Annotated in this window: 22 protein-coding genes; 8 read left to right on the forward strand and 14 right to left on the reverse strand. The window is 63.5% G+C overall.

The annotated features are described in order from the left end of the window. Positions 1 to 14 precede the first annotated feature (14 nt). Positions 15 to 851, reverse strand: coding sequence for an SDR family NAD(P)-dependent oxidoreductase (locus ABT375_RS19205; protein WP_416465538.1), 837 nt, complete (start codon positions 849 to 851; stop codon positions 15 to 17). 224 nt (positions 852 to 1,075) lie between these two features. On the opposite strand from ABT375_RS19205, the gene ABT375_RS19210 reads away from it, so the two are divergent. From ABT375_RS19210 to ABT375_RS19220, 3 genes are read left to right on the forward strand one after another with little or no spacing between them, the layout of a single operon-like run. Beyond that, positions 1,076 to 2,326, forward strand: a complete 1,251-nt coding sequence (locus ABT375_RS19210; RefSeq protein WP_416465540.1) for an acyl-CoA dehydrogenase family protein — start codon at positions 1,076 to 1,078, stop codon at positions 2,324 to 2,326. Positions 2,327 to 2,343: 17 nt separating this feature from the next. Beyond that, a complete protein-coding gene (locus tag ABT375_RS19215) occupies positions 2,344 to 2,709 on the forward strand; it encodes a hypothetical protein (protein ID WP_416465542.1) in 366 nt (121 codons plus the stop codon). A 7-nt stretch (positions 2,710 to 2,716) separates the two neighbouring features. Then, on the forward strand, positions 2,717 to 3,442 hold the full coding sequence (locus ABT375_RS19220; RefSeq protein WP_416465544.1) for a TetR/AcrR family transcriptional regulator: 726 nt from the start codon (positions 2,717 to 2,719) through the stop codon (positions 3,440 to 3,442). A gap of 36 nt (positions 3,443 to 3,478) precedes the next feature. Here the strand turns inward: ABT375_RS19220 and ABT375_RS19225 are convergent, their stop codons facing one another. Beyond that, the gene (locus ABT375_RS19225; RefSeq protein WP_416465546.1) at positions 3,479 to 3,925 is read right to left on the reverse strand and encodes a hypothetical protein; all 447 of its coding nucleotides are present in this window, start codon (positions 3,923 to 3,925) and stop codon (positions 3,479 to 3,481) included. A gap of 85 nt (positions 3,926 to 4,010) precedes the next feature. Between ABT375_RS19225 and ABT375_RS19230 the strand changes: the two genes are divergently transcribed. The 3 genes from ABT375_RS19230 (at position 4,011) to ABT375_RS19240 (ending at position 7,236) form a co-directional block, all read left to right on the forward strand. Next, positions 4,011 to 4,754: a GntR family transcriptional regulator gene (locus tag ABT375_RS19230; protein ID WP_416465548.1), complete on the forward strand. Its 744-nt coding sequence runs from the start codon at positions 4,011 to 4,013 to the stop codon at positions 4,752 to 4,754. A 2-nt stretch (positions 4,755 to 4,756) separates the two neighbouring features. Further along, complete coding sequence (locus ABT375_RS19235; protein ID WP_416465550.1) at positions 4,757 to 5,920, forward strand: acyl-CoA dehydrogenase family protein; 1,164 nt, start codon at positions 4,757 to 4,759, stop codon at positions 5,918 to 5,920. Between the two features lie 92 nt (positions 5,921 to 6,012). After that, a complete protein-coding gene (locus ABT375_RS19240) occupies positions 6,013 to 7,236 on the forward strand; it encodes a cytochrome P450 (RefSeq protein WP_416465552.1) in 1,224 nt (407 codons plus the stop codon). Positions 7,237 to 7,279: 43 nt separating this feature from the next. Here ABT375_RS19240 and ABT375_RS19245 read toward each other — a convergent pair whose 3' ends face one another. From ABT375_RS19245 to ABT375_RS19285, 9 genes are all read right to left on the reverse strand, one after another. Further along, positions 7,280 to 7,879 carry a malonic semialdehyde reductase gene (locus ABT375_RS19245; RefSeq protein WP_416465554.1) on the reverse strand — a complete coding sequence of 200 codons (600 nt, stop codon included), beginning with the start codon at positions 7,877 to 7,879 and terminating at the stop codon, positions 7,280 to 7,282. A 10-nt stretch (positions 7,880 to 7,889) separates the two neighbouring features. Then, positions 7,890 to 8,504, reverse strand: coding sequence for a gamma carbonic anhydrase family protein (locus ABT375_RS19250; RefSeq protein ID WP_416465555.1), 615 nt, complete (start codon positions 8,502 to 8,504; stop codon positions 7,890 to 7,892). Further along, positions 8,479 to 9,399, reverse strand: a complete 921-nt coding sequence (locus ABT375_RS19255) for a quinone oxidoreductase family protein (protein WP_416465556.1) — start codon at positions 9,397 to 9,399, stop codon at positions 8,479 to 8,481. Before ABT375_RS19255 ends, ABT375_RS19250 begins: the two co-directional genes overlap by 26 nt. Positions 9,400 to 9,488: 89 nt before the next feature. Next, a complete protein-coding gene (locus ABT375_RS19260) occupies positions 9,489 to 10,715 on the reverse strand; it encodes an acyl-CoA dehydrogenase family protein (RefSeq protein WP_416465558.1) in 1,227 nt (408 codons plus the stop codon). Positions 10,716 to 10,719: 4 nt separating this feature from the next. Next, positions 10,720 to 11,352 carry a TetR/AcrR family transcriptional regulator gene (locus ABT375_RS19265; RefSeq protein ID WP_416465560.1) on the reverse strand — a complete coding sequence of 211 codons (633 nt, stop codon included), beginning with the start codon at positions 11,350 to 11,352 and terminating at the stop codon, positions 10,720 to 10,722. Beyond that, positions 11,349 to 12,161, reverse strand: coding sequence for an SDR family NAD(P)-dependent oxidoreductase (locus ABT375_RS19270; RefSeq protein ID WP_261937175.1), 813 nt, complete (start codon positions 12,159 to 12,161; stop codon positions 11,349 to 11,351). Before ABT375_RS19270 ends, ABT375_RS19265 begins: the two co-directional genes overlap by 4 nt. Then, positions 12,158 to 13,327 carry an NAD(P)/FAD-dependent oxidoreductase gene (locus ABT375_RS19275; protein WP_416465562.1) on the reverse strand — a complete coding sequence of 390 codons (1,170 nt, stop codon included), beginning with the start codon at positions 13,325 to 13,327 and terminating at the stop codon, positions 12,158 to 12,160. The genes ABT375_RS19270 and ABT375_RS19275 overlap by 4 nt, the downstream gene beginning before the upstream one ends. Positions 13,328 to 13,341: 14 nt before the next feature. Further along, positions 13,342 to 13,917: an aromatic-ring-hydroxylating dioxygenase subunit beta gene (locus ABT375_RS19280; RefSeq protein WP_416465564.1), complete on the reverse strand. Its 576-nt coding sequence runs from the start codon at positions 13,915 to 13,917 to the stop codon at positions 13,342 to 13,344. 28 nt (positions 13,918 to 13,945) lie between these two features. Next, a complete protein-coding gene (locus ABT375_RS19285) occupies positions 13,946 to 15,331 on the reverse strand; it encodes an aromatic ring-hydroxylating dioxygenase subunit alpha (protein WP_416465566.1) in 1,386 nt (461 codons plus the stop codon). Between the two features lie 98 nt (positions 15,332 to 15,429). Here ABT375_RS19285 and ABT375_RS19290 point away from each other — a divergent pair, with 98 nt between their 5' ends. Further along, a complete protein-coding gene (locus ABT375_RS19290) occupies positions 15,430 to 15,636 on the forward strand; it encodes a ferredoxin (RefSeq protein ID WP_009823769.1) in 207 nt (68 codons plus the stop codon). A gap of 113 nt (positions 15,637 to 15,749) precedes the next feature. Further along, positions 15,750 to 16,898: an NADH:flavin oxidoreductase gene (locus ABT375_RS19295; protein ID WP_416465568.1), complete on the forward strand. Its 1,149-nt coding sequence runs from the start codon at positions 15,750 to 15,752 to the stop codon at positions 16,896 to 16,898. Between the two features lie 30 nt (positions 16,899 to 16,928). Here ABT375_RS19295 and ABT375_RS19300 read toward each other — a convergent pair whose 3' ends face one another. Genes ABT375_RS19300 through ABT375_RS19310 form a run of 3 tightly spaced genes read right to left on the reverse strand, consistent with a single transcriptional unit; the run spans position 16,929 to position 19,114 of the window. Beyond that, entirely contained in the window at positions 16,929 to 17,654 is a 726-nt protein-coding gene (locus tag ABT375_RS19300) for an SDR family oxidoreductase (protein WP_416465569.1), read from the reverse strand. A 22-nt stretch (positions 17,655 to 17,676) separates the two neighbouring features. After that, positions 17,677 to 18,678 carry an NADP-dependent oxidoreductase gene (locus tag ABT375_RS19305; RefSeq protein WP_416465571.1) on the reverse strand — a complete coding sequence of 334 codons (1,002 nt, stop codon included), beginning with the start codon at positions 18,676 to 18,678 and terminating at the stop codon, positions 17,677 to 17,679. Next, on the reverse strand, positions 18,671 to 19,114 hold the full coding sequence (locus ABT375_RS19310; protein WP_416465573.1) for a nuclear transport factor 2 family protein: 444 nt from the start codon (positions 19,112 to 19,114) through the stop codon (positions 18,671 to 18,673). The genes ABT375_RS19305 and ABT375_RS19310 overlap by 8 nt, the downstream gene beginning before the upstream one ends. Positions 19,115 to 19,159: the final 45 nt, after the last annotated feature.

Below are 19,159 nucleotides of genomic sequence, written 5' to 3' on the forward strand. Positions count from 1 at the left end.
TTGTTTGTGCCCGGTCAGCCGTTCGCGGCGGCGGTATAGGCCTTGCCCCATTCGGCCAGCGCGACCAGGCGGGTCTTTCGATCGGCCTGGATCTGCGGGATTTTCTCTTCGTCCGGGCCATCGGGAACGATCACCAACGGTTCCTTGCCTAGGCTGGCGAGAGCGAGCGCGCAGACATCGGCCGGATCATAGGCCATGGAATAATCCATCCCCAGCCCTTCGGTCGCGCGGCGCAGGGTCGGCGTATCCATGATCGGGGCGGCGACGCCGACGATATCGACATTCTGCCCATCCAGTTCGGCCCAGAGCGATTCGACGAAATTGAGTTCGAACGCCTTGGTCGCGGAATACATGACCAGCCAGGGCTGCCCGCCAAGGCCTGCGCCGGACGACATGACGATAACGCCACCCTTGCCGCGCTTGAGGAAGCGATTGCCAAAGCCATGCACTGCTTCCAGCACATTGGCCGCATTCATGGTGAGCAGCCGGAGCGAGCGATCAACGGGTTCGCCGAAGAAACTATTGCCCGCGCCGTCCGCGCCAGCATTGGAAATATAAAGGCCAATGTCGAGATCGGCAGTCGCCTCGACCAGCCGGCCTCCTGCGCCCTGTTCAGTGAGGTCGGCGGTGATGGCCCGATATTCGATGCCATGTTCGGTTGCCAGCCGCTGGCCGAGCGCATCGAGCGCCTCCTGCCGGCGCGAGACCAGCACCAGATGGATGCCCATGGCGGCGAGTTGCTCCGCATAGCAGGCGCCGGTGCCTTCGGATGCGCCGGCGATGATGGCCCAGGGGCCATATTTGTCGGCGAAAACGGCGCGGTCGAAGGGCGGAAGGTCGATTTTACGCATCGGTGCAAGTCCTCTCTTGGAGCCGGCCTTATCGGCGCTGTCGGCGATTGCGCGGACCCTAGAAGAGGAGCGCTCGCCGACAGCCTATCGGGAGGCAGGGCGTGTCGAAACGATAATGCAGCGATCCGCAGGAAGGTGGGGCGGGCAGGCGCGCCCGGATCATGCTTGCCACATAATGACAATAACGTCATTATATTTGGAAATAGTGAGGAGGGATGATTCGGATGCGATCTGAAACGGTAGAAAAGCACCCGGCGCACAAGCAGCCTGTGGCCTTCGTTGCCGATCCCATAGGTGTCGCGTCGTCGTTGCTGCCCTTGCTGGAGCACCATGCCGCCGCCTGCGAGCGGGAGCGGCGGATCGTTCCTCCGGTGATGGAGGCGCTTCGCGCGTCCGGCCTGTTCCATATCACGGCGCCCGAACGGGCCGGTGGGCCGGGACACAGGCTGACCACCCATATCGCGACCGTCGCCGAACTGGCCAAGGGCTGCGTCGGCACCGCCTGGGCCTATGGTCTGCTGTCCGGGATTACTGGAACGGCGTTCGCGCTGCCGCCGGCCATGACGGAGCGGCTGTTCCAGACCGGCGAGGAACTGTTTTGCAGCGCCTCTGCGCCTTCGGGCAAAGCCGTTGCGGTGTCGGACGGCTATCGCGTGTCGGGGCGCTGGGGCTATGGATCGGGGTGCCTGCATGCCGATTGGGCGCTGAACGGCGTCATGGTCGATACGGATCGGGGTGTTGAACCCGCTTTGGCATTTCTGGATCTGCGCGACCCGGCCTGCTCGATCGAGGACAATTGGCATGTTGCGGGCATGGCCGGTTCCGGCAGCAACATGATCGTCGCGCAGGATCTGTTCGTGCCGGACGAACTCATCCTCTGGACGTCGCGCACGCCGCCTGCCGAGGCTATCCTGGCGATGGAGGGGCTGGAGCCGCGCGACCGCTGGCCGATGGAGCCGCTTTTTCCGCTGGGTGTGCTCGCGCCGATGCTGGGCGCGGCGACGGCGCTGCTCGAAGGCGTGGTGCAGGCGATGCCCAGGCGACAGGTGGTGGGCTGGACCTATGGCGGGCAGAGCGGTTCGGAGGCGTTGGTCGGCATGACTGGCCGCGCCGCGATGGAGATCGATTCGGCCTGGCTGCATGTGCGCCGGGCCGCCGGGATGCTGGACGAAACCGCGCAACGCCGCGTACTCACAGGCTTCGACAAGGCGCAAATCCAGGCCGATTGCGGCTATGCGATGGAATTGCTGCGCGCGGCAGGCAACCGGTTGATGGACGTCGCCGGGCCGGGCGCCTTCGCCCTTTCCAGCCCCCTGCAGCGGATCTGGCGCGATCTGAGCGTCGGCACCCGCCACAATGCGCTGAACGGGCAACTTTCGCTGGAGCTTTATGGCCGGGCGATCACCGGCCTGCCATCCAATATCGCCCTGCTGCCCGACATCATGCCAGCACCGATCTGGGCGGAACCGAAATGACAGGAGAAGGAGATATCATGACACAACCGACCACGCAGGAAATCGCGACATTCCTGAAGACCCAGGCCGACATGTTCAGCGAGGGCCGTATCGACGATTTCATGGCGGCGTTCCGCGCGATCGCGCCGGGCGGATTCAAGGTGCAGGATCCGGCCACCGGCCCGGTTCAGGAAGGCTGGGACAAGCTGGAGGCCCTGTGCGCGCAATATGTCGGGTGGAAGCTGTTCGTCGAGGATGTGAAGGTGAGCGGCAACGAAGCGGTCATCTATGTCCGCAACGAAGGCGAATATGACGGGCATCCTGTATGCGTATACAGCATCGAACATTATATATTCGGGGAGGATGGCAGCCTGCTTGCGCGCTATTTCCACCCGATGCAATAGGGAGGCGATGTTCGACGCCGCGCCTGCTCCCTCCGCTGTCGATCCGCGCACGGCTGCGGCGGCGATCAGGCGCGCCCGGATGCGCGATCGGCTGCTCGACGCCGTGCTCGACCTCTATCAGCCGGGGCAGGGCAGCGGCAGTCTGGTGATCGATGATGTGATCCGCGCGGCGGATGTATCGCGCGGCAGCTTCTACAAATATTTCGACTCCCTCGACGCTGCGGTGAATGAACTGGGCGAACGGATGACGGCGGACCTGATCGCCGATTTCCGCAGGCTGTTCGACGATGTGGCGGACCCGCTGGTCCGGGCGGTCGGCGGCGCGGCGATGGCGATGGCGCGGGCCTGGCATGATCCGCGCTGGGGCGGTTTTACCTGCCGTGTCGACTATGTCGATTATTTCGCGCGAGCGAGCATGTTCGACCTGTTGGTGCGCGACGCGCTGGAGGCAGCACGGGACGGCGGGCAGATGACATTCCGGTCGCTCGACGTGGCGGTGGACCTGATCGTCGGCATGACGATCGAGGCGCGGCGGCGCCTGATGCTCCGCTCGGTTGAGCCGCGTACCTATATCGACGAGATGATCGAGCGCACCTTCGCCGGTCTGGGTGCGGACCCAGCCGCCATCGAAGCGGCGGGAGCGCAGACATGGGATATGATGATAAGGGCCGCACCCGGCCTTGGCTGGTGGCGGAACGGGGAGGGGTTCGGCTTACAGTCGGACCCGGACTGAAATCGGGTAGCGTTGGCTCCCGGAAAGGCCGGCGCCCTAGAGCCGGGTCCAGCAGGGCGTTCCGGCCTTGTCCAGCGGACCGCAGTTGGCAATGCGTGTCGCGCCGTTGGACGCGATCAGGACCAGCCAGTCGCCGCTATCCTCGCAGCGTAGCGCCCAAGCCGCGTTAGGGCCGATATCCCCCCTGAACAGGGACTTCGACGTGCGCGTGCATGTTTGCCCCGCGTCATGCATGAGTTTGGCGAAGGCGACGCTACGGCCGGCCGCATCCTGGGTTTCGATAGCGTTGCTGTAGATGTTACGGCTGCTGCCCTGTCGCGTGATTTCGGCATAGGCGATCCTGCCGAGCAATAGAGCCGCGATGATCGATGTGGGTATCAAGGTCCACAGCATCGCGCGGCGAGCATTGCCGCCAGCATGGCCGCAAGCGCGACACGATCCGCCATAGCCGTCCTGTGGCATTTTACATTTCGGGCATTTCATGCGGCCGCTCTATAGCGGTTCGCCAACTCGGCACCCTATCCTTGGAGAGGAACGCATCGTTCCATTCTGTTCCATTCTATAGAATATGGAATCGCAGGATACACTATCCATCGCTTATTGGGGATCGGCCCTTGATCGGCTTGATTCGCCAGAGATTTTGCAATCTCCCGCGACGCGGCGCCAGGCCGTGGCGGCGGCGTTAAGATCAAGGATCGTGGCGGGCGTCATTCCGCCCGGCACGCTGCTGCGGGAAACGGCGCTGGCACAGGATTTGAATGTAAGCGCGACGCCGGTCAGGGAAGCGCTGGCCATGCTGGCCGCCGAAGGGTTGGTCGAAGTCGAAACCCACCGGCTGAAGCGGGCGACGCCGATCGACCTTCATGTGACCCGTGATCTGATCCGCGTGCAGGCCGAACTGTGGCGACTGGGCTACAACTGGGGCATGGCCCGCATCGGCGCGACGGAGATCGCGGCGCTGGAACGGGCGATAGCGCGCTATCGGGCCGCAGTGGAAAGCGGCGAATATATGGCCGCGGTCATGGCCGGCCTCGATTTCCATACGATTTTCATCAAGGCATCCGAGAGCCGCGAACTGTTGCGCTCGACACTTGATCGGCGCGGGCTGATCGCCCGCTTCATTTTTCTGCACGGCATCGCCACCCTCCGCGAAAACGGTCTCCGCCAGCATGAAGCGATATTGCAAGCCTTTCTGGCGGGCGATCGGGACGGCGTACTGGCCTGCTTGGACCGGATGGCAGCGCGCCTGATTGGCCTGTGCGACAGCCAGGCAGGGTCAGACGGCAATCAAGACCAACACCAAAAGGACTGACAATGGATTTCGAACTGCCCGAAGAATATCGTTCCTTCCGCGACATGGTGCGCCGTTGGATCGACAAGGAAGTGCCCAAGGAATGGGCGCGTGCGCTCGAAAAGGACGAGCATAATTATCCCTTTACCCTTTGGGACAAGTTCACCGAAGCCGGATTCCACGGCGTTGGCATAGCCGAGGAATATGACGGGCAGGGCGGCGACGTGGTCATGCAGATGCTGCTGGCGCGGGAACTGGCACGCTCGCTGGGCGGGCTGGCATGGATATGGGGTATCACCAGCTTTGCCGGGTCCAAATCCATCGGGCTTTATGGGTCGGCCGAACAGAAGGCAAAATATCTGCCGCTGATCGCGACGGGCCAGTTGAAGGCCGCGATCGCCTTTACCGAGCCGGGCGGCGGCACGGACTTGCTGGGGGCGATGGCCACCACTGCAGACCGGGTCGATGGCGGGTGGAAACTCAATGGCGAGAAGATCTGGTCCTCCTCCGCCCATGTAGCCGATTATCTGCTGGTGATCGCGCGCAGCGACAGGACCGTCGAGAAGAAGCATCAGGGTCTGACCCTCTTCTGGGTGCCGACGAAGACCCCGGGTGTGAAGATCACACCGCTGGCCAAACTGGGTATGCGGTCGATGGGCAGTTGCTCCGTTCATTTCGAGGATGCGTTCGTCGCGGACGATCATGTTCTGGGTGAGCCCGACAAGGCCTGGTATATGTTGCTGCCTACGCTCAACAATGAGCGCATCATGGTCGGCGCTTTCTGCCTGGGCGTCATCGACGGCGTGCTGGAAGACGCGCTCGACTATATGAAACAGCGCAAAGCCTTTGGCGGGATCATCGGCCGCTTCCAGAGCTTGCAACATTATGTCGCTGACATCGCGACCATGCAGAAGACGACCGAACTGATGCTGCATTGCTGCGCCGACAAGCAGAGCCGGGGCGAGACTGTCGGCGTCGAGGCCAATATGCTCAAGCTCATGGCGTCCGAAAACGCCAATGCCGCGGCCGATATGGGTATCCAGATATTGGGCGGCATGGGTTATTCGGCGGAAACCGACATGCAGCGCTACTGGCGCGACAGCCGCCTGTGGCGCATCGGTCCCATCACCAACGAAATGGTGCGCAATGGCATCGCGGAGAGTTTGGGCCTGCCGCGATCCTTCTGAAAGACAGGTGATTGGCGGGTGGACGTGTCCCAATGTCCACCCGACATTCCCAGTAATAATTCACGGTCAAAGGTTCAAGGAGAGTAAGTGCGATGATGTTTCCGGAGCAGCCGATCCCCGATCATGTGCCGCCCGAGCTGGTGAGCAAGGATTTTCCCTTCATCTTCGGCGTGACGACGGCAAAGGACCCGTTCGACGAGCTGGCGATGCAGGTGCATGAGGGACCTGACATCATCTATGCCGCCCATGCCTATCCCGGCGGAACCGGCGCCTGGGTGCCACGGCGCATGGCGCATCTGCGCGAAATCTATCTCGACACCGATCATTTTTCCTCAACCGACTTTTCGCCTTTCTCCAAGCTGGTGGGGGGAAACTGGATCAATTCCCCAGCGGAACTCGATCCGCCCGCTCACGGCCCGTTCCGCCAGATGGTCAATCCGGCCTTCACGCCCAAGGCGATGGCGGCCCTGGAGGACAAGATCCGGCACTATGCGGTGGAATATATCGACGCTTTTGCCCCGCGCGGCGAGTGCGAGTTCATGGGCGATTTCGCCTTTGAATTTCCGATTAAGGTGTTCATGGAACTCATGGGCCTGCCGCATGACCGGATGAGCGAGTTCATGGCGTGGGAAATGAACCTGCTCCACAATCACGACCTGTCCAAGATTGCGGAGGCGACCCGCAGCGTGCTCGCCTATCTGGGCGGAGAGATCGAAGACAGGCGGGCCAATCCGCGCAACGACCTCATCAGTTTTGGCGTGCAGGGGCAAATCAATGGCCGGGCGTTGACCGACGACGAACTGCTGGGCTTCATGTTCAACCTGTTCATTGGCGGGCTGGATACGGTTTCGACCAATATGGGCTTGCACTTCCGCCATCTGGGCAGCCACGCCGAGGATCAGGCCTATCTGCGCGCCAATCCGTCGGAAATCCCGCACGCCATAGACGAGCTGATGCGGGCCTATGGCGCGGTGACCACCTTCAGAACCTGCAAGAAGGAAACGGAAGTGGCCGGCATCCGCTTCATGCCCGGCGACAAGGTGGCGATGTCGACCACGCTCGCCGGTCGCGATCCGGCCGAGTTCGACGCGCCTGCCGAGGTTCGGCTGAACCGGCGACCGCGGCATGTCGGCTTTGGCTTCGGCATCCATACCTGCGTCGGCATGCATCTGGCGCGGCGCGAGCTGCGGATCGCGATGGAGGAATTTCTCGCGCGCATTCCCGACTTCCGCATCGCACCGGGCCATCAGGTGGAATGCCATCTTGGGATGATCCAGCCGGTCGCCCTGCCTTTGGTCTGGACGCCCGCAAGCTGAACGGCGGGAGGCGTTCGCCTTGTGGCGGACGCCTCGCCCCGCATCACAGGTCGAGGCAGGCCTCTTCGAAATCGAGCCGGGGGTTGCGCGGAAAAAGCCCGGCCGGGTCGCCATAGCCGATATTACACAGGAAATTGCTCTTCCACCGGCCGTTCGGGAAAAATTCCGCATCGGTGCCGCCCTGGTCGAAGCCCGACATCGGCCCGCAATCCAGGCCCAGCGCCCGGGCCGCCATGATCAGATAGGCGCCCTGGAGTGTCGAAGAACGCGCCACGGTGTCCGCGATCAGCGCGTCTTTGCCCTCGAACGTGCCGCGCATGTCGCGCGACGGGAAAAGCTTGCCGTAAAATTCGTAGAAGCGCGTGTCGCCCGCGATGATCACGGTGCAGGGGGCCTGCATCACCTTGTCTATATTGCCCGCGCTCAGATGCGGTTTGAGGCGCGCCTTGGCCGCGGCGGAACGAACGAAGACGAAGCGGCCCGGATTGCTGTTCGCCGTCGTCGGACCCCATTTGGCGAGATCGTACAGGCTTCGGACGGTTTCGTCCGTCACCGGCCGATGGCTCCATTGGTTATGGGTTCGGGCGTCGCGGAACAGCAGGTCCAGCATGGCGTCTTTGGCAATATCGGTCGTGTCGGGCATGATCGCTCTCCTATTCTGTGGCGGCTTCGCCTATACCCCGTTCATTCCAGCCACCGGCTTCGCGTGCAAGGATATCGTCGGCCTCTTCGCCCAGCTTCGCCATGTCGGCACTTTCCCATATGCGATGGTCGCCGGAGGCGTAGGCGCGTCCATTATCCCGATACAGCAGCGCATCGACTATGTTCGCACGCAGCTTGTCGATGCGGCGGACGACACGGCCGGGCGTGCCCATGACAAGCGAATGCGGCGGGATCACGCTGTCGGGCGGCAGGAAACTATGTCCGGCGATGATGGATCCGCGCCCTATGACGCAGCGCTCCATGATAGTTGCGCCGATGCCGATCAGGCAGGCGGGCCCTATGGTGCAGCCATGGACCACTGCGCGGTGGCCGATCGTGCAATAGTCGCCGATGATCGTGGGATCATCCCAGCCGATATGGACCATCGCATGATCCTGTACACTGGCGCAGCGCCCGATCGAGACATGCGCTCGTTCGGAACGCACGACGGCATAGGGCCAGAGGCTGCAATCGTCGCCCAGCCGTACATCGCCGAACAGGCGGACGGTGGGGTCTATATAGACGGGAATGCCCATGGGATCAGCAGGTGATGACAATCTTGCCATGGGGACTGCCGGCCTGCGCTGCCCAGGCGTCGGCGGCATCCGCAAAGGCATAGCGGCATGTGTCGACGGTCAAACCCTGCGTCATCGCCATGGCGACCAGCCGGTCATAGGCGGCGCGGCGCTCGCTGGCCGGGCGTTGCCCGGTGCCGACGCCGACATGGCTGCGAAAGACGAGATCGCGCAGGGACAGCGTGACCGTTGGCCCGGCCTGCACGCCGATGCTCATCATGCGCGCGCCGGGTCGGGTAGCGCGCATCGCCGCTTGCGCGGGTGGGCCATAGATGATGTCCAGAACGACATCATAGCCGCCTTGCGAAACCGCCTGCAGCGTCGCCTCGTCATCGCCTTCGCCCAGCAGGGCGATCGCATCGGCATGACCGGCGGCCTGCATCGCCTCCAGCCGGTCGCGGCTGCGCGCCGCCGCCACGACGCGGCCCGCGCCCAGCAGCCGCGCGACCTGCGCGCCGATCTGCCCGACCGGCCCGGTCGCGCCGAGAATGAGGACGGACTCGCCCTTGGCGATCCGCGCCTCTTCCAGCGGGATCAGCGCGCCGGTGCCGGAGATGGCGAGGGCGATCAACTGGTCGTCCGAAAGGCCGTCGGGGGCAGGCCAGATTTCCTCTTCCGCCACCAGCGTGCGTTCCGCGATCGCGCCGAAGGGCGCTCTGCTATGGCCGAAATAGACGCGGCTGCCGTCATCCAGCCGGCCGACCCCCTCGCCGCCCGGCACATAAGGCGCATCGACGGGGCCGAAAAAGCCCTTCGCGCGCATGAGATCCGTCGGGCCGATTCCCGCGGCCGCAACGTCAACGACGCGATAGCCGGGCTGCGTAGCAGGCTCGGGATGATCGGCCAGCGCGAAGCCGCCATCGCTGTCGATCAGGGCGGCCCGCATGGTGTTCCCCCTTTTAACTGTCCTGAATGCGGCAGGGCCGCGAAAAGGGGAGGGCCACCCGCTCGTCCGGGGCGACCCTCCCTTCGCCCTCAATAGGCACCCGGCGGCGAGATCGGATCGGCCCCGGCCAGGTTGCGGCCATAGATTTCATAGCCAATGGTGGGGATATTCTGGATGTGCCGCAGCGCCATGGAAATGTCGCGCCAGTAGCGGTTGATCGGCTTGTCCAGTGCGAAGCCCGACGAACCGGCCTGGAACATAAGCGACTCGCTGGCGCCATGAACCAGTTCGATCATCTGCGCGCCGCCTGCGCGCTGCTTCGCCTTTTCCGCAAGCGTGAACTCTTCGCCCAGACCGACGCGATCCAGCTTGGCAGTCAGGTCGAACAGGATCAGCTTGGCGGTGTCGATCATTGCCGCCGCTTCGCCCAGATCGCGCATATAGGCGCCTGACTTGATGCGCGGGCCGATAATCGTCGTCAGCACCGGCTTCTTGGGGGCTTCGGCGGTGACGATCTCCAGCATGGCCTCGACCGCGCCGATCAGTTGGGCGATGCCTGTGGTGCGGACGACGGGCACGGCGGGCAACAGGTCGGAGGGGGCGCCGAAATGGCGCTTGGTCCGGTCGATCTGACCGGCGCGCTCATCCATCAGCACCATCTGGGCTTCGGGAATGAAGACATCCTTGGCGATCGCCGTGTCGGACCCGGTGCCCTGCATACCGGACACGAACCAGGTGTCCTGGATGGTCATGCTGTCCATCGGCAGATAGCACATGCTGATGCCGGGGACGACGGGGCCGTCATAGCCCTCCAGCACCACACCCTGCTGCGCCCAGTTCGACTGCCGCGACCCGGACATATAGGGCCAAGTGCCGTTGATGATCCAGCCGCCGTCGACCTTGCGGGCCTTGCCGGGCGGGTTGTAGGCGCCACAGACCGGCTGCGGTCCGTCGCCGAACACAGCCTCCTGCACGCCGTCGGGTGCAAGGCTGGTGATCCAGCTCGTGCCGTTGATGATCTGGATGACCCAACTGATCGCCGGATCGCCCTTGGCGATTTCCATCTGCACGCGGCAGAAATCCGTGGGGGACAGGCCCATGCCGCCCAGCCGTTGCGGCAGCAGCATGCGCAGGAACCCCTCTTCCTTCAGCATCTTGTCGACGGCGGGCGTAGGGCTGCGCCGTTTTTCGCCCTCGGGCGCTTCGCCCTGCAGGAACGCGCGGAAATTGCGTGCCTTTTCCACCATCGCGTCGGCGACGGCCTTTTCGGCGAAGCCGCACTGGATCTCATTGTCCACCTTGGGGGCAGTAGCCATCAGTTCATCCTTTCTTATGGTCGCTATGGTGTCCGGCGATCTGTAAAGCCCAGTCGCACAAACGATCCGGCGCGCTGTTCCAGATCGCCAGCCACTCCGCGGTGGCGGGAATGATAAGGGTGCTCAGTTGCAGGCGAACCATCGTGTCGCAAAACGCATCGCGGTTGATTCGATGACCAATGAGGTTATCGAAATGATCGAACACGGGTTCGAGCGCATGCTGGACAGCGGCTTTATGCCGGCCGAAATGGCTGCGCAGGAAATTGAGATGGAAGGCGGGTTCGACCTCGAAAATGCCTTCGGGCGAGCGCTCGATCGTGAAGCGGCCGTAAAAGCGCATCACCGCGCGGAAGCGCTCGATCGGTTCGGCAATGCCTTCCCCCGATTCCACAATGCCCTTTTCGAAACTGCTGCACACATATTCGCTGAAGGCCGCCAGCACTTCCTCCTTGGAGGCGAAGTAACGGTAGAGCGTACCGCGCGACACGCCACTGCTCTCGCTGATGTCGCTCATCGACAGTCGGCGCGCACCGATGGAATTGATCGCGCGCAACGTGCCGTCCATGATCTTCTGGACGCTGCCCGACTGATCCGTGGCGGCAATTTCGTTCCAGTCGGCGTGCGGCATCAGCTTCATGTCTGAGCTTCCATTTCTGCCAGATTATGCGGAACGCTTACATAGCCCGGCAGATGCTGACCGCCATCCACATTGATCAGCTCGCCATTGACGAAGCGCGACATCTCCGACGCCAGGAACAGGACGACGGGGCCAATGTCCTTCTCCGGATCGCCCGCGCGCTTGAGCGGATTGCTGGCGGTCGCCATTTCGAGAAAGCCGGGAACGTTTTCGGCGAGTTCCGCGAACACCTGTCCCATGCCGGTCGGTGCGATGGCGTTGGTGCGGATGTTGAAGCGGCCCCATTCGACCGCCGCGGTCCGGGTCAGCCCCAGGATTGCGCCCTTGTTCATATTATAATCGGCGTGGAGCCAGGCGCCGGTCTGGGCGTCGATCGAATAGAAGTTGATGATCGAACCGCCGCCGCGCGCCTTCATATGCGGGAAGGCGGCGCGCATGGCCCACCAGCTGCCCCAGGTGCCGATCTCGAGCGTCCGCTGGAGCATCTCGTCCGTCTTCTGTTCGAGGAGGACGTTGGGCGAAAGCTGCGACGCATTGTTGACCAATATGTCCAGCCCGCCAAATTCGCCGACGGCGCGCTCGATCATCGCCTCCACTTCGGTCTTGACGCCCATGTCCGCGGACATGCCGACGGCGCGGACGCCGAAGCTGTGCGTGATGTCCGCCGCGACCGCTTCAGCGGCAGCGCCATCCCGGCCTGTGATCAGGAGATGGGCGCCTGCCTCGGCAAGGCAGCGGGAAATACCGTAACCCAGACCCTTCGCGCCGCCCGTGACGATTGCGACCTTGTCCTTCACCAATCCCGTCACGCTACCGCTCCTGTCATCTGCTCGCTCAGGGCACGGTCCATGTCCATGCGGTCCTGGCAATAGTCTTTCGTGAAAACATAGCCGCGGATCGCCCCGTCGGCGTCGTGATAAAGATATTTCAGCCCGCGCTCGTCATTGGCGACTTCCTGCCATTGCCCGTCTACGCCGACAGGCGCGGGCAGCAGGACGACGGGATAGGCGGTGGTCTTCACCTGCACCGACAGCGGCGGAAAGCGGATGTCCGTAGGCGTGCCCAGCGCGCTGGGCGCGATGGCGCGTGCGGCCGCCATGATCGGGGTGACATAGGCGGCAAGTCCCTGCGGATATTCGGCGCAATCGCCGATCGCATAGATGGCGGGGTCGCTGGTGCGGCCGGTCTGGTCGACCTTGATGCCGCGCGCGACCTCCAGCCCGGCCTCCTGCGCAAGCGCGATATGCGGACGCAGCCCGACGGCGGACAGGACCGCCGCCGCCTCGATCACCAGGCCGTCGTCCAGTTCGGCCCGGATGCCGCTTTCGCCCTTATGGATGGCCAGCACCTTGCGGCCCAGATGCCATTCCACGCCCTTTTCGGCCAGCGCGTCGCGGATCATCTGGCCAACGCCCGGCGGCACGAGCTGGGCGAGGGGGTGACCAAGCATATCGACGACCACCGGCTGATAGCCGCTTGCCGACAGATCGTTGGCGAATTCGGTGCCGACAAGGCCCCCGCCCATCACCAGCACGCGGGCGCCGTCCGGCAATTTTTCGCGGAACTCGCGATAGTTGTCGAGGTTGTTGACTGCGAGCGCACGATGCGCGGCATCGCCGTCGATCGGCGGGCGAACCGGATCGGCACCCAGCGCCAGCACCAGCCGATCGTAGAAGATCGGCCCGCCAGTGGTGAGAACGGCCTTGTCCTCCCGATCGATCGCTTCGACGATGCGGCCGGCGCGCAGGTCGAGCTTTAGCTGCGCGACCATCTTTTCCGCCGGCGTGGTGATCAGCGTATCGGCCACCTTGCCCTTGGCGAGCGCGGTGGACAATGCCGGCTTGGAATAGAAATGGCCGTCATCCTGCGTGACCAGCGTCAGCCGGGCGTCCGGCGCAAGCTTACGGAGCTCGCGCAGGACGCCATAGCCGGCGAGGCCGCTACCGACGACCACGATATGCGGGGTTCCCGTCACCAGAAAGGGTCCGTTCAGAGGAAGATGGCGAAGTTGGACATGCCCAGCGTCGACTGGTCGACGATGATCTCCCGGCGCGCCAGCTTGTACGCGCCGTCGACCAGCCGCCAGACGTCGCGGCGTTCGGCGCTGATGGTCTCATTCTCGGGATTGTCCATGCGGCTGCGCTCGACATAGAGGTAGCTCACCACCTCATATTCGCCGGCGGTCTCGCTTTCGGCGACGCGGACGTTGGTGACGAAGCGGCGCGTGCGCGAAGGCGGATCCTCGGCCCAGGCGCTCTTCGCCAGGCGGCCGGTCCGCATCAGGATGGAGCCGTAATTCTCGTCGAAATGCTTCATCGTGCGCACCACGTCCCGGTCCTTGTTGGGACCGTTTCGCGTCAGGCGCAGGGGGGCGGTGTAGATGAGATCCTGTTCGAGATAGGCCACCCAGTCGTCGAACCGGCGCTCGTCGAGGGCGGCGGCTTCGTCATAGAGGGTTTCGAGCAGGCGGTTATAGACTTCCGAGCCGAGCGGCACGCGCTTGGTGGAGACAAGGCCGCGCATGACGCTGGTTTTGTCGATGGCGGCGGTCGCGTAGTTCACCATGATATCTGTCCTCTCTCGTCGCGTCGGCTCAGGCGTCGGCCATCATGTTGTAATAGGCCATCCACCACGCCCATTGCGTATCGTCCTTGGTGAAACCGGGATAGAGATCGCCGCCGCCGACCCAGCCTTCGGGACGCTCATGGCCATGCAGCGCCTGATATTTGAGCGTGATCGTCTTGCTCATATGGCCACGCGAATTGCGCATGATCTGCGGCCAGGTGTCGGCATCGTCCTGCTCGATCGTGCCCGACGTGCCGGTCGACCAGATGGCGTTCTGGAGCATGTCGCGCTTCACATCTTCCGGCGCATCCTTTTCCGCGAAGATGAAATTCACGAACTCCACCTTGTCGGGTCCCTTGGGCACATAGGTGTGCAGCGACAGGGCGCCCGACGCGCCGCCATCCATGCGGGGCGCGAAGATGAACGCGATCAGGATATTGGGGAACATGCCGCCGACCTGGGGCGGAATGTTGGCCAACTGCTTGACCTGGTCCTCCGACAGATTCTTGAACAGCTGCGGGATCAGATCCTTGGTGATGCCCGGCGGCGGCAGCAGGTTGAGCCGCTCTTCGGTCGATTTACCCTCGAAGCTGACGTCGGCGAACATCTTGAAGGTCTGGGCCGCCTCCAGGCAACGCAGCGTGTGGCCCTGCGGCACCGAGAGGTCGACGCCGTACATGCCCGGCGCAGTGTCGTAGATCGACTCCGCCGTGCCGCCCATGATGCCGCCTTCCATCAGCGAACGGTGCAGGGTGAGGGTATGGAAACCATCCGACCCGGACTGTTCGCCCGGAATCTTCCAGTTGCACGGCAGCACGAAGCGCTGCGGCGGGCCAAGCATCTCAAGGCCATTGTCAGTACGACAGAAAAGCTGGTCGAGATAGAATTTAGCGTCGCCCAGATAATCCTCGAACGACAGATCCTTGTTCCAGGTGGCGAAGATCAGGCCGCCATAGAGGTGGACGCGAGCTTTTTTGAGCCCCAACTCGTCCTTGGACCGCTTGTTGCCGTGCATCTGCTCCTTTTCGATCGGCGCGCCTATGAAGCTGCCGTCCGCGCGGAAGGCCCAGCCATGGTAGATGCAGCGATGGGCGTGGGCATTCCCCGCTTCGGCCGTGCAGACCTTCATGCCGCGATGGGGGCAGACGTTCAGCATGACGTGGATTTCGCCGCTACGGTCGCGCGAGACGATCACATTGTCTTCGGCCATGTCGCGCATGACATAGTCGCCGGCCTTGGGAATTTCCGACTCATGGCCAAGGAGGAGCCAGGTCCGGGCGAACACGCGCTCCATCTCCAGCTCATACAGCTCCTTGTCATTCATCACGCGCAGCGACACTTCGTTCATGTCGCGGTTGATGAGGTCGTCAAGCGTCGTTCCGTCGCTCAGCGTCAGCCCGGCATTGTGCAGCATCTTGCTCTCCTGGAGATTTCCTTGATTGAGTCGAGTTATACATATTGAACTAAATCTGTTCAAGCTGTAATGTGATCGAAATAGGAAGGAGAGGCCGGATGAGCCAGAAACTGAAAGTGGTGATCGATAAGGCGGCGTGCTGCGGCTATGGCGTGTGCGCCGAAATTTGCCCCGAAGTGTACAAGCTTGACGCCAATGGCATCGTGTATGTTGACGACGAAATCGTCCCTGAGGGACTGGAGGAGCAGGCCAGGGAAGGCGCCGAGGCCTGCCCGCAGTCCGCTCTTGCCGTCGAAGCCGCCTGAGTCGATCCGACCATGTGCGGGGCCGGGGTGTGGATGTCCTGTCACAGGATAGGTTTTCGGCCCCCCTCCCCTGACGCACGGTCTTTTGACAGGCAGAGGAGAGGATTGCTTTGATGGGGCAGGCCGAGATTTTATATACGCCGTTCACGATGGGCGGGTTGCATCTGCGTAACCGGTTCGTAATGGCGCCGATGACCCGCAATTTCTCGCCCGGCGGAATCCCCTCGGACGGCGTGGCGGGCTATTATCGTCGGAGGGCCGAAGCCGATGTGGGCCTGATCATTACAGAGGGCGTGGGTGTGGACCATCCCTCGGCCGTGGGACGCGAAACCATGGGCGGCGGCGCTTCGCCTGTCCTGCATGGCGACGAAGCGCTGGCGCGCTGGCGCGACATCGTGGCCGGCGTACATGCGGCGGGCGGCCTCATCATCCCCCAGCTATGGCATCAGGGCGTCATTCGTGTGCCCGGTACGGGCTATCATCCCGAAGCGCCCTCGGCCCGCCCTTCGGGCATATGGGGGCCGACCGACAAGGCCATGGTCGCGCCCGATTATCTGGAACAGGTGCGCACGCCCACCGCGCCGCTGACCGATAGCGAGATCGGCGACCTGATCGCCGCCTTCGCCCGCAGCGCGGCCAATGCGAAGGCGGTGGGCTTCGACGGCTTGGCTCTGCATGGCGCGCATGGCTATCTGATCGACAGTTTCCTGTGGCGCGATACCAATATGCGGGACGATCGCTGGGGCGGCGGGATTGCCGAGAGGGCGCGCTTCGCGGTCGAACTGGTGCGGGCGATCCGGGCTGCCACCGCACCCGACTTTCCGGTCATTTTCCGCTTCTCCCAGTGGAAGCTGCAGGATTATGACGCGCGCAACGCGGAGACGCCCGCCGAACTGGAAGCGATGCTGACCCCGCTCGTCGATGCAGGTGTCGATATATTCGACGCCAGCACCCGCATTTTCACCGCGCCAGCCTTCGAGGGTTCCGACATGGGGCTGGCGGGTTGGATCAGGAAGCTGACTGGCAAGCCGACCATCGCGGTCGGCGGCGTGGGCCTCAGCAAGGATCTGCAATCTTCCTTCGCGCAGCCCACCGTCATGACCGACAATCTGGCGCTGGTGGCCGACAGGATGGCGCGGGACGAATTCGACCTGATCGCGGTCGGCCGCGCCCTCCTGATGGACGCGCAATGGGTGGCGAAGATGCGCGATGGCGGCGCCATCAATCCGTTCCGGCTGGACGCCTACGCCACGCTTGATTGATCACAGGGCGCTCCGGCTCCGGCCGGGGCGTCAATGGCTGTCGGCCGCGGCATAGACCTGGATGCGCGCGATGTTGGTGCGTTCGGATTGCCGCGCGATGGTGGCAACGGCGTCGGCGATGTCGCGGGGTTGCATCGGCGGGATGAAGCTGTCCCAGGACGGCTGCCCCCTAGCCTTCATATCCTCGAAAATCTCGGTGCTGGTCGTGCCAGGCGCGACGATCCCCACCTTGACGCCCGATCCCGCAAGCTCGACGCGCAAGCAATCGGTAAAGGCCTCCAGCGCACGCTTGAGGCCGCCATAGACGCCCACGCCGGGGACGGTGATGTTCGCGCCGATGCTGGATATGTTGATGATCTGCCCTCTGCCCGCCGCCTTCATCGTTCGCGCGAAAAGGGTGCTGGCGCGCACCACCGCCTCATAGTTGATCGCGATCATGGGACGGAGCTGGTCGAGGTCGAATGCATCGATCGATGCGGCATGCAGCATACCGGCATTGTTGACGAGGATATCGGCGCGGCCGAAGCGGTCGAGGACGAAATCGTGCAGCCTTTGCGGCGCGGCCGGATCCGCCATGTCCGCCGCGAAGGCCGTGCTGCCACGCCCCAGTTCTTCGGCCAGTGCGGTCAGGCGGTCGGCTCGGCGAGCGACCAGCACCAGCGTCGCCCCCGCTTCGGCAAGCGCACGGGCGCTGGCCGCGCCGATGCCCGACGAAGCGCCGGTGACGATGGCGATTTGCCCTTCCAGATTGTCCATGACGTGGTGTCCTCTTCCCAGATCAGACGAGACGGATGAGCCGCTTGCCGTCATTTTCGCCGCGATAAAGACCGGCGAGCGCGTCGGGGCAGGCCTCGATCCCGTCCAGTATGTCCTCGCGCCATGTCAGGCGGCCCTGCGCGATCCATGTTCGCAATTGGGCCGTCGCTTCGGCATAGTGATCGACATGGTCGAAGATGACGAAGCCCTCCATGCGGGCGCGCTTGACCAGTAGATGCCGTTCGACGCGCGGCCCCATCGGCCAAGGGTCCCAACGGTCGATCGATGCCGTCCCGCACACGATGACGCGTCCGCGCTGGGCCAGGTGGGGCAGAACAGAATCGCTTATCGCACCGGCGACATTGTCGAAATATATGTCGATGCCTTCGGGCGCATGCTCGGCGATCGCCGCGCCTATGTCGTCGGTGCGATAATCGATGGCGCGGTCATAGCCATAGTCCTCCACGCAGCGCCGGACCTTGTCGGGGCCGCCGGCTATGCCGATCGTGCGGCAGCCAAGGATGCGGGCGATCTGGCCGACGGCCGAACCGACGGCGCCGGCCGCCGTGGATACCGCGATGGTCTCGCCCGCGCGGGGCTGGCCGGATAGTGTGAGCGCCAGATAGGCCGTCATGCCGTTAATGCCCAGAATGCCGAGCGATGCCCGCATCTCGGCCGCGGTGGTGCGCTGGACGACCTGATCGGTCGCGACGCAGGCATAGTCCTGCCAGCCGAACCAGCCGGACACATGCTCGCCGACCACATAGCCGGGATGTGCAGAGGCCACCACCTTCCCCGACGCAAGGCTGCGCATGACCGAACCAATGGCGACGGGCGTGGCATAATTGCCCGCATCGGCGATCCAGCCGCGCATGGCGGGTTCGACCGAGAGATAATGATTGCGCACCAGAATCTGGCCCGGCGCGGGCTGTCGGACCGGCGCACGCCCGATCGCGAAATTTTCCGCCTGCGCGATTCCCATCGGACGCGACGTCAACAGGACCTGGCGGTTGAACTCAGCCATCCAGCCCTGCCTTGACCATGGTGAATTTCCGACGGGAAATCTTCCAGCCGTCCGATGTGCGAACCAGGCAATCGTCATAATAGCCGGTCGCACGATGGGTCACGCCGCCTTGGGCCGCCTCCGGCAATATGGCATCGACATAGCTGCGCGCGTGGACCTGGTCACCACGCTTTTCTATCACGATATTGGTGATGCGGTGCAATGTCGGGCCCATGTGGCGGTGGGCATCAGCCATATATTCTGCAATCTCGCGGGGGCCGCGCCAATGTCCGAAACTGCCATAATCGGTCTCGCAATCCTGGGCGAAGCAGGTCCGAAAAAGCGGCCAGTCCCGTGTGTCGATACCGGTGGCGTAACGTAGCAGCACATGTTTGATCGCCCGTTCATCATCGACACCGACAGGCAAGCGTCTCACCAGGCTGCAATGTGCAGGCATGTTCTTCCTCCCCTTGTTGTCCGGAGAAACATAAAGCCGCGCCGC

Source organism: Sphingomonas sp. VDB2, assembly GCF_047946695.1.
GTDB lineage: Bacteria > Pseudomonadota > Alphaproteobacteria > Sphingomonadales > Sphingomonadaceae > Sphingobium > Sphingobium bisphenolicum.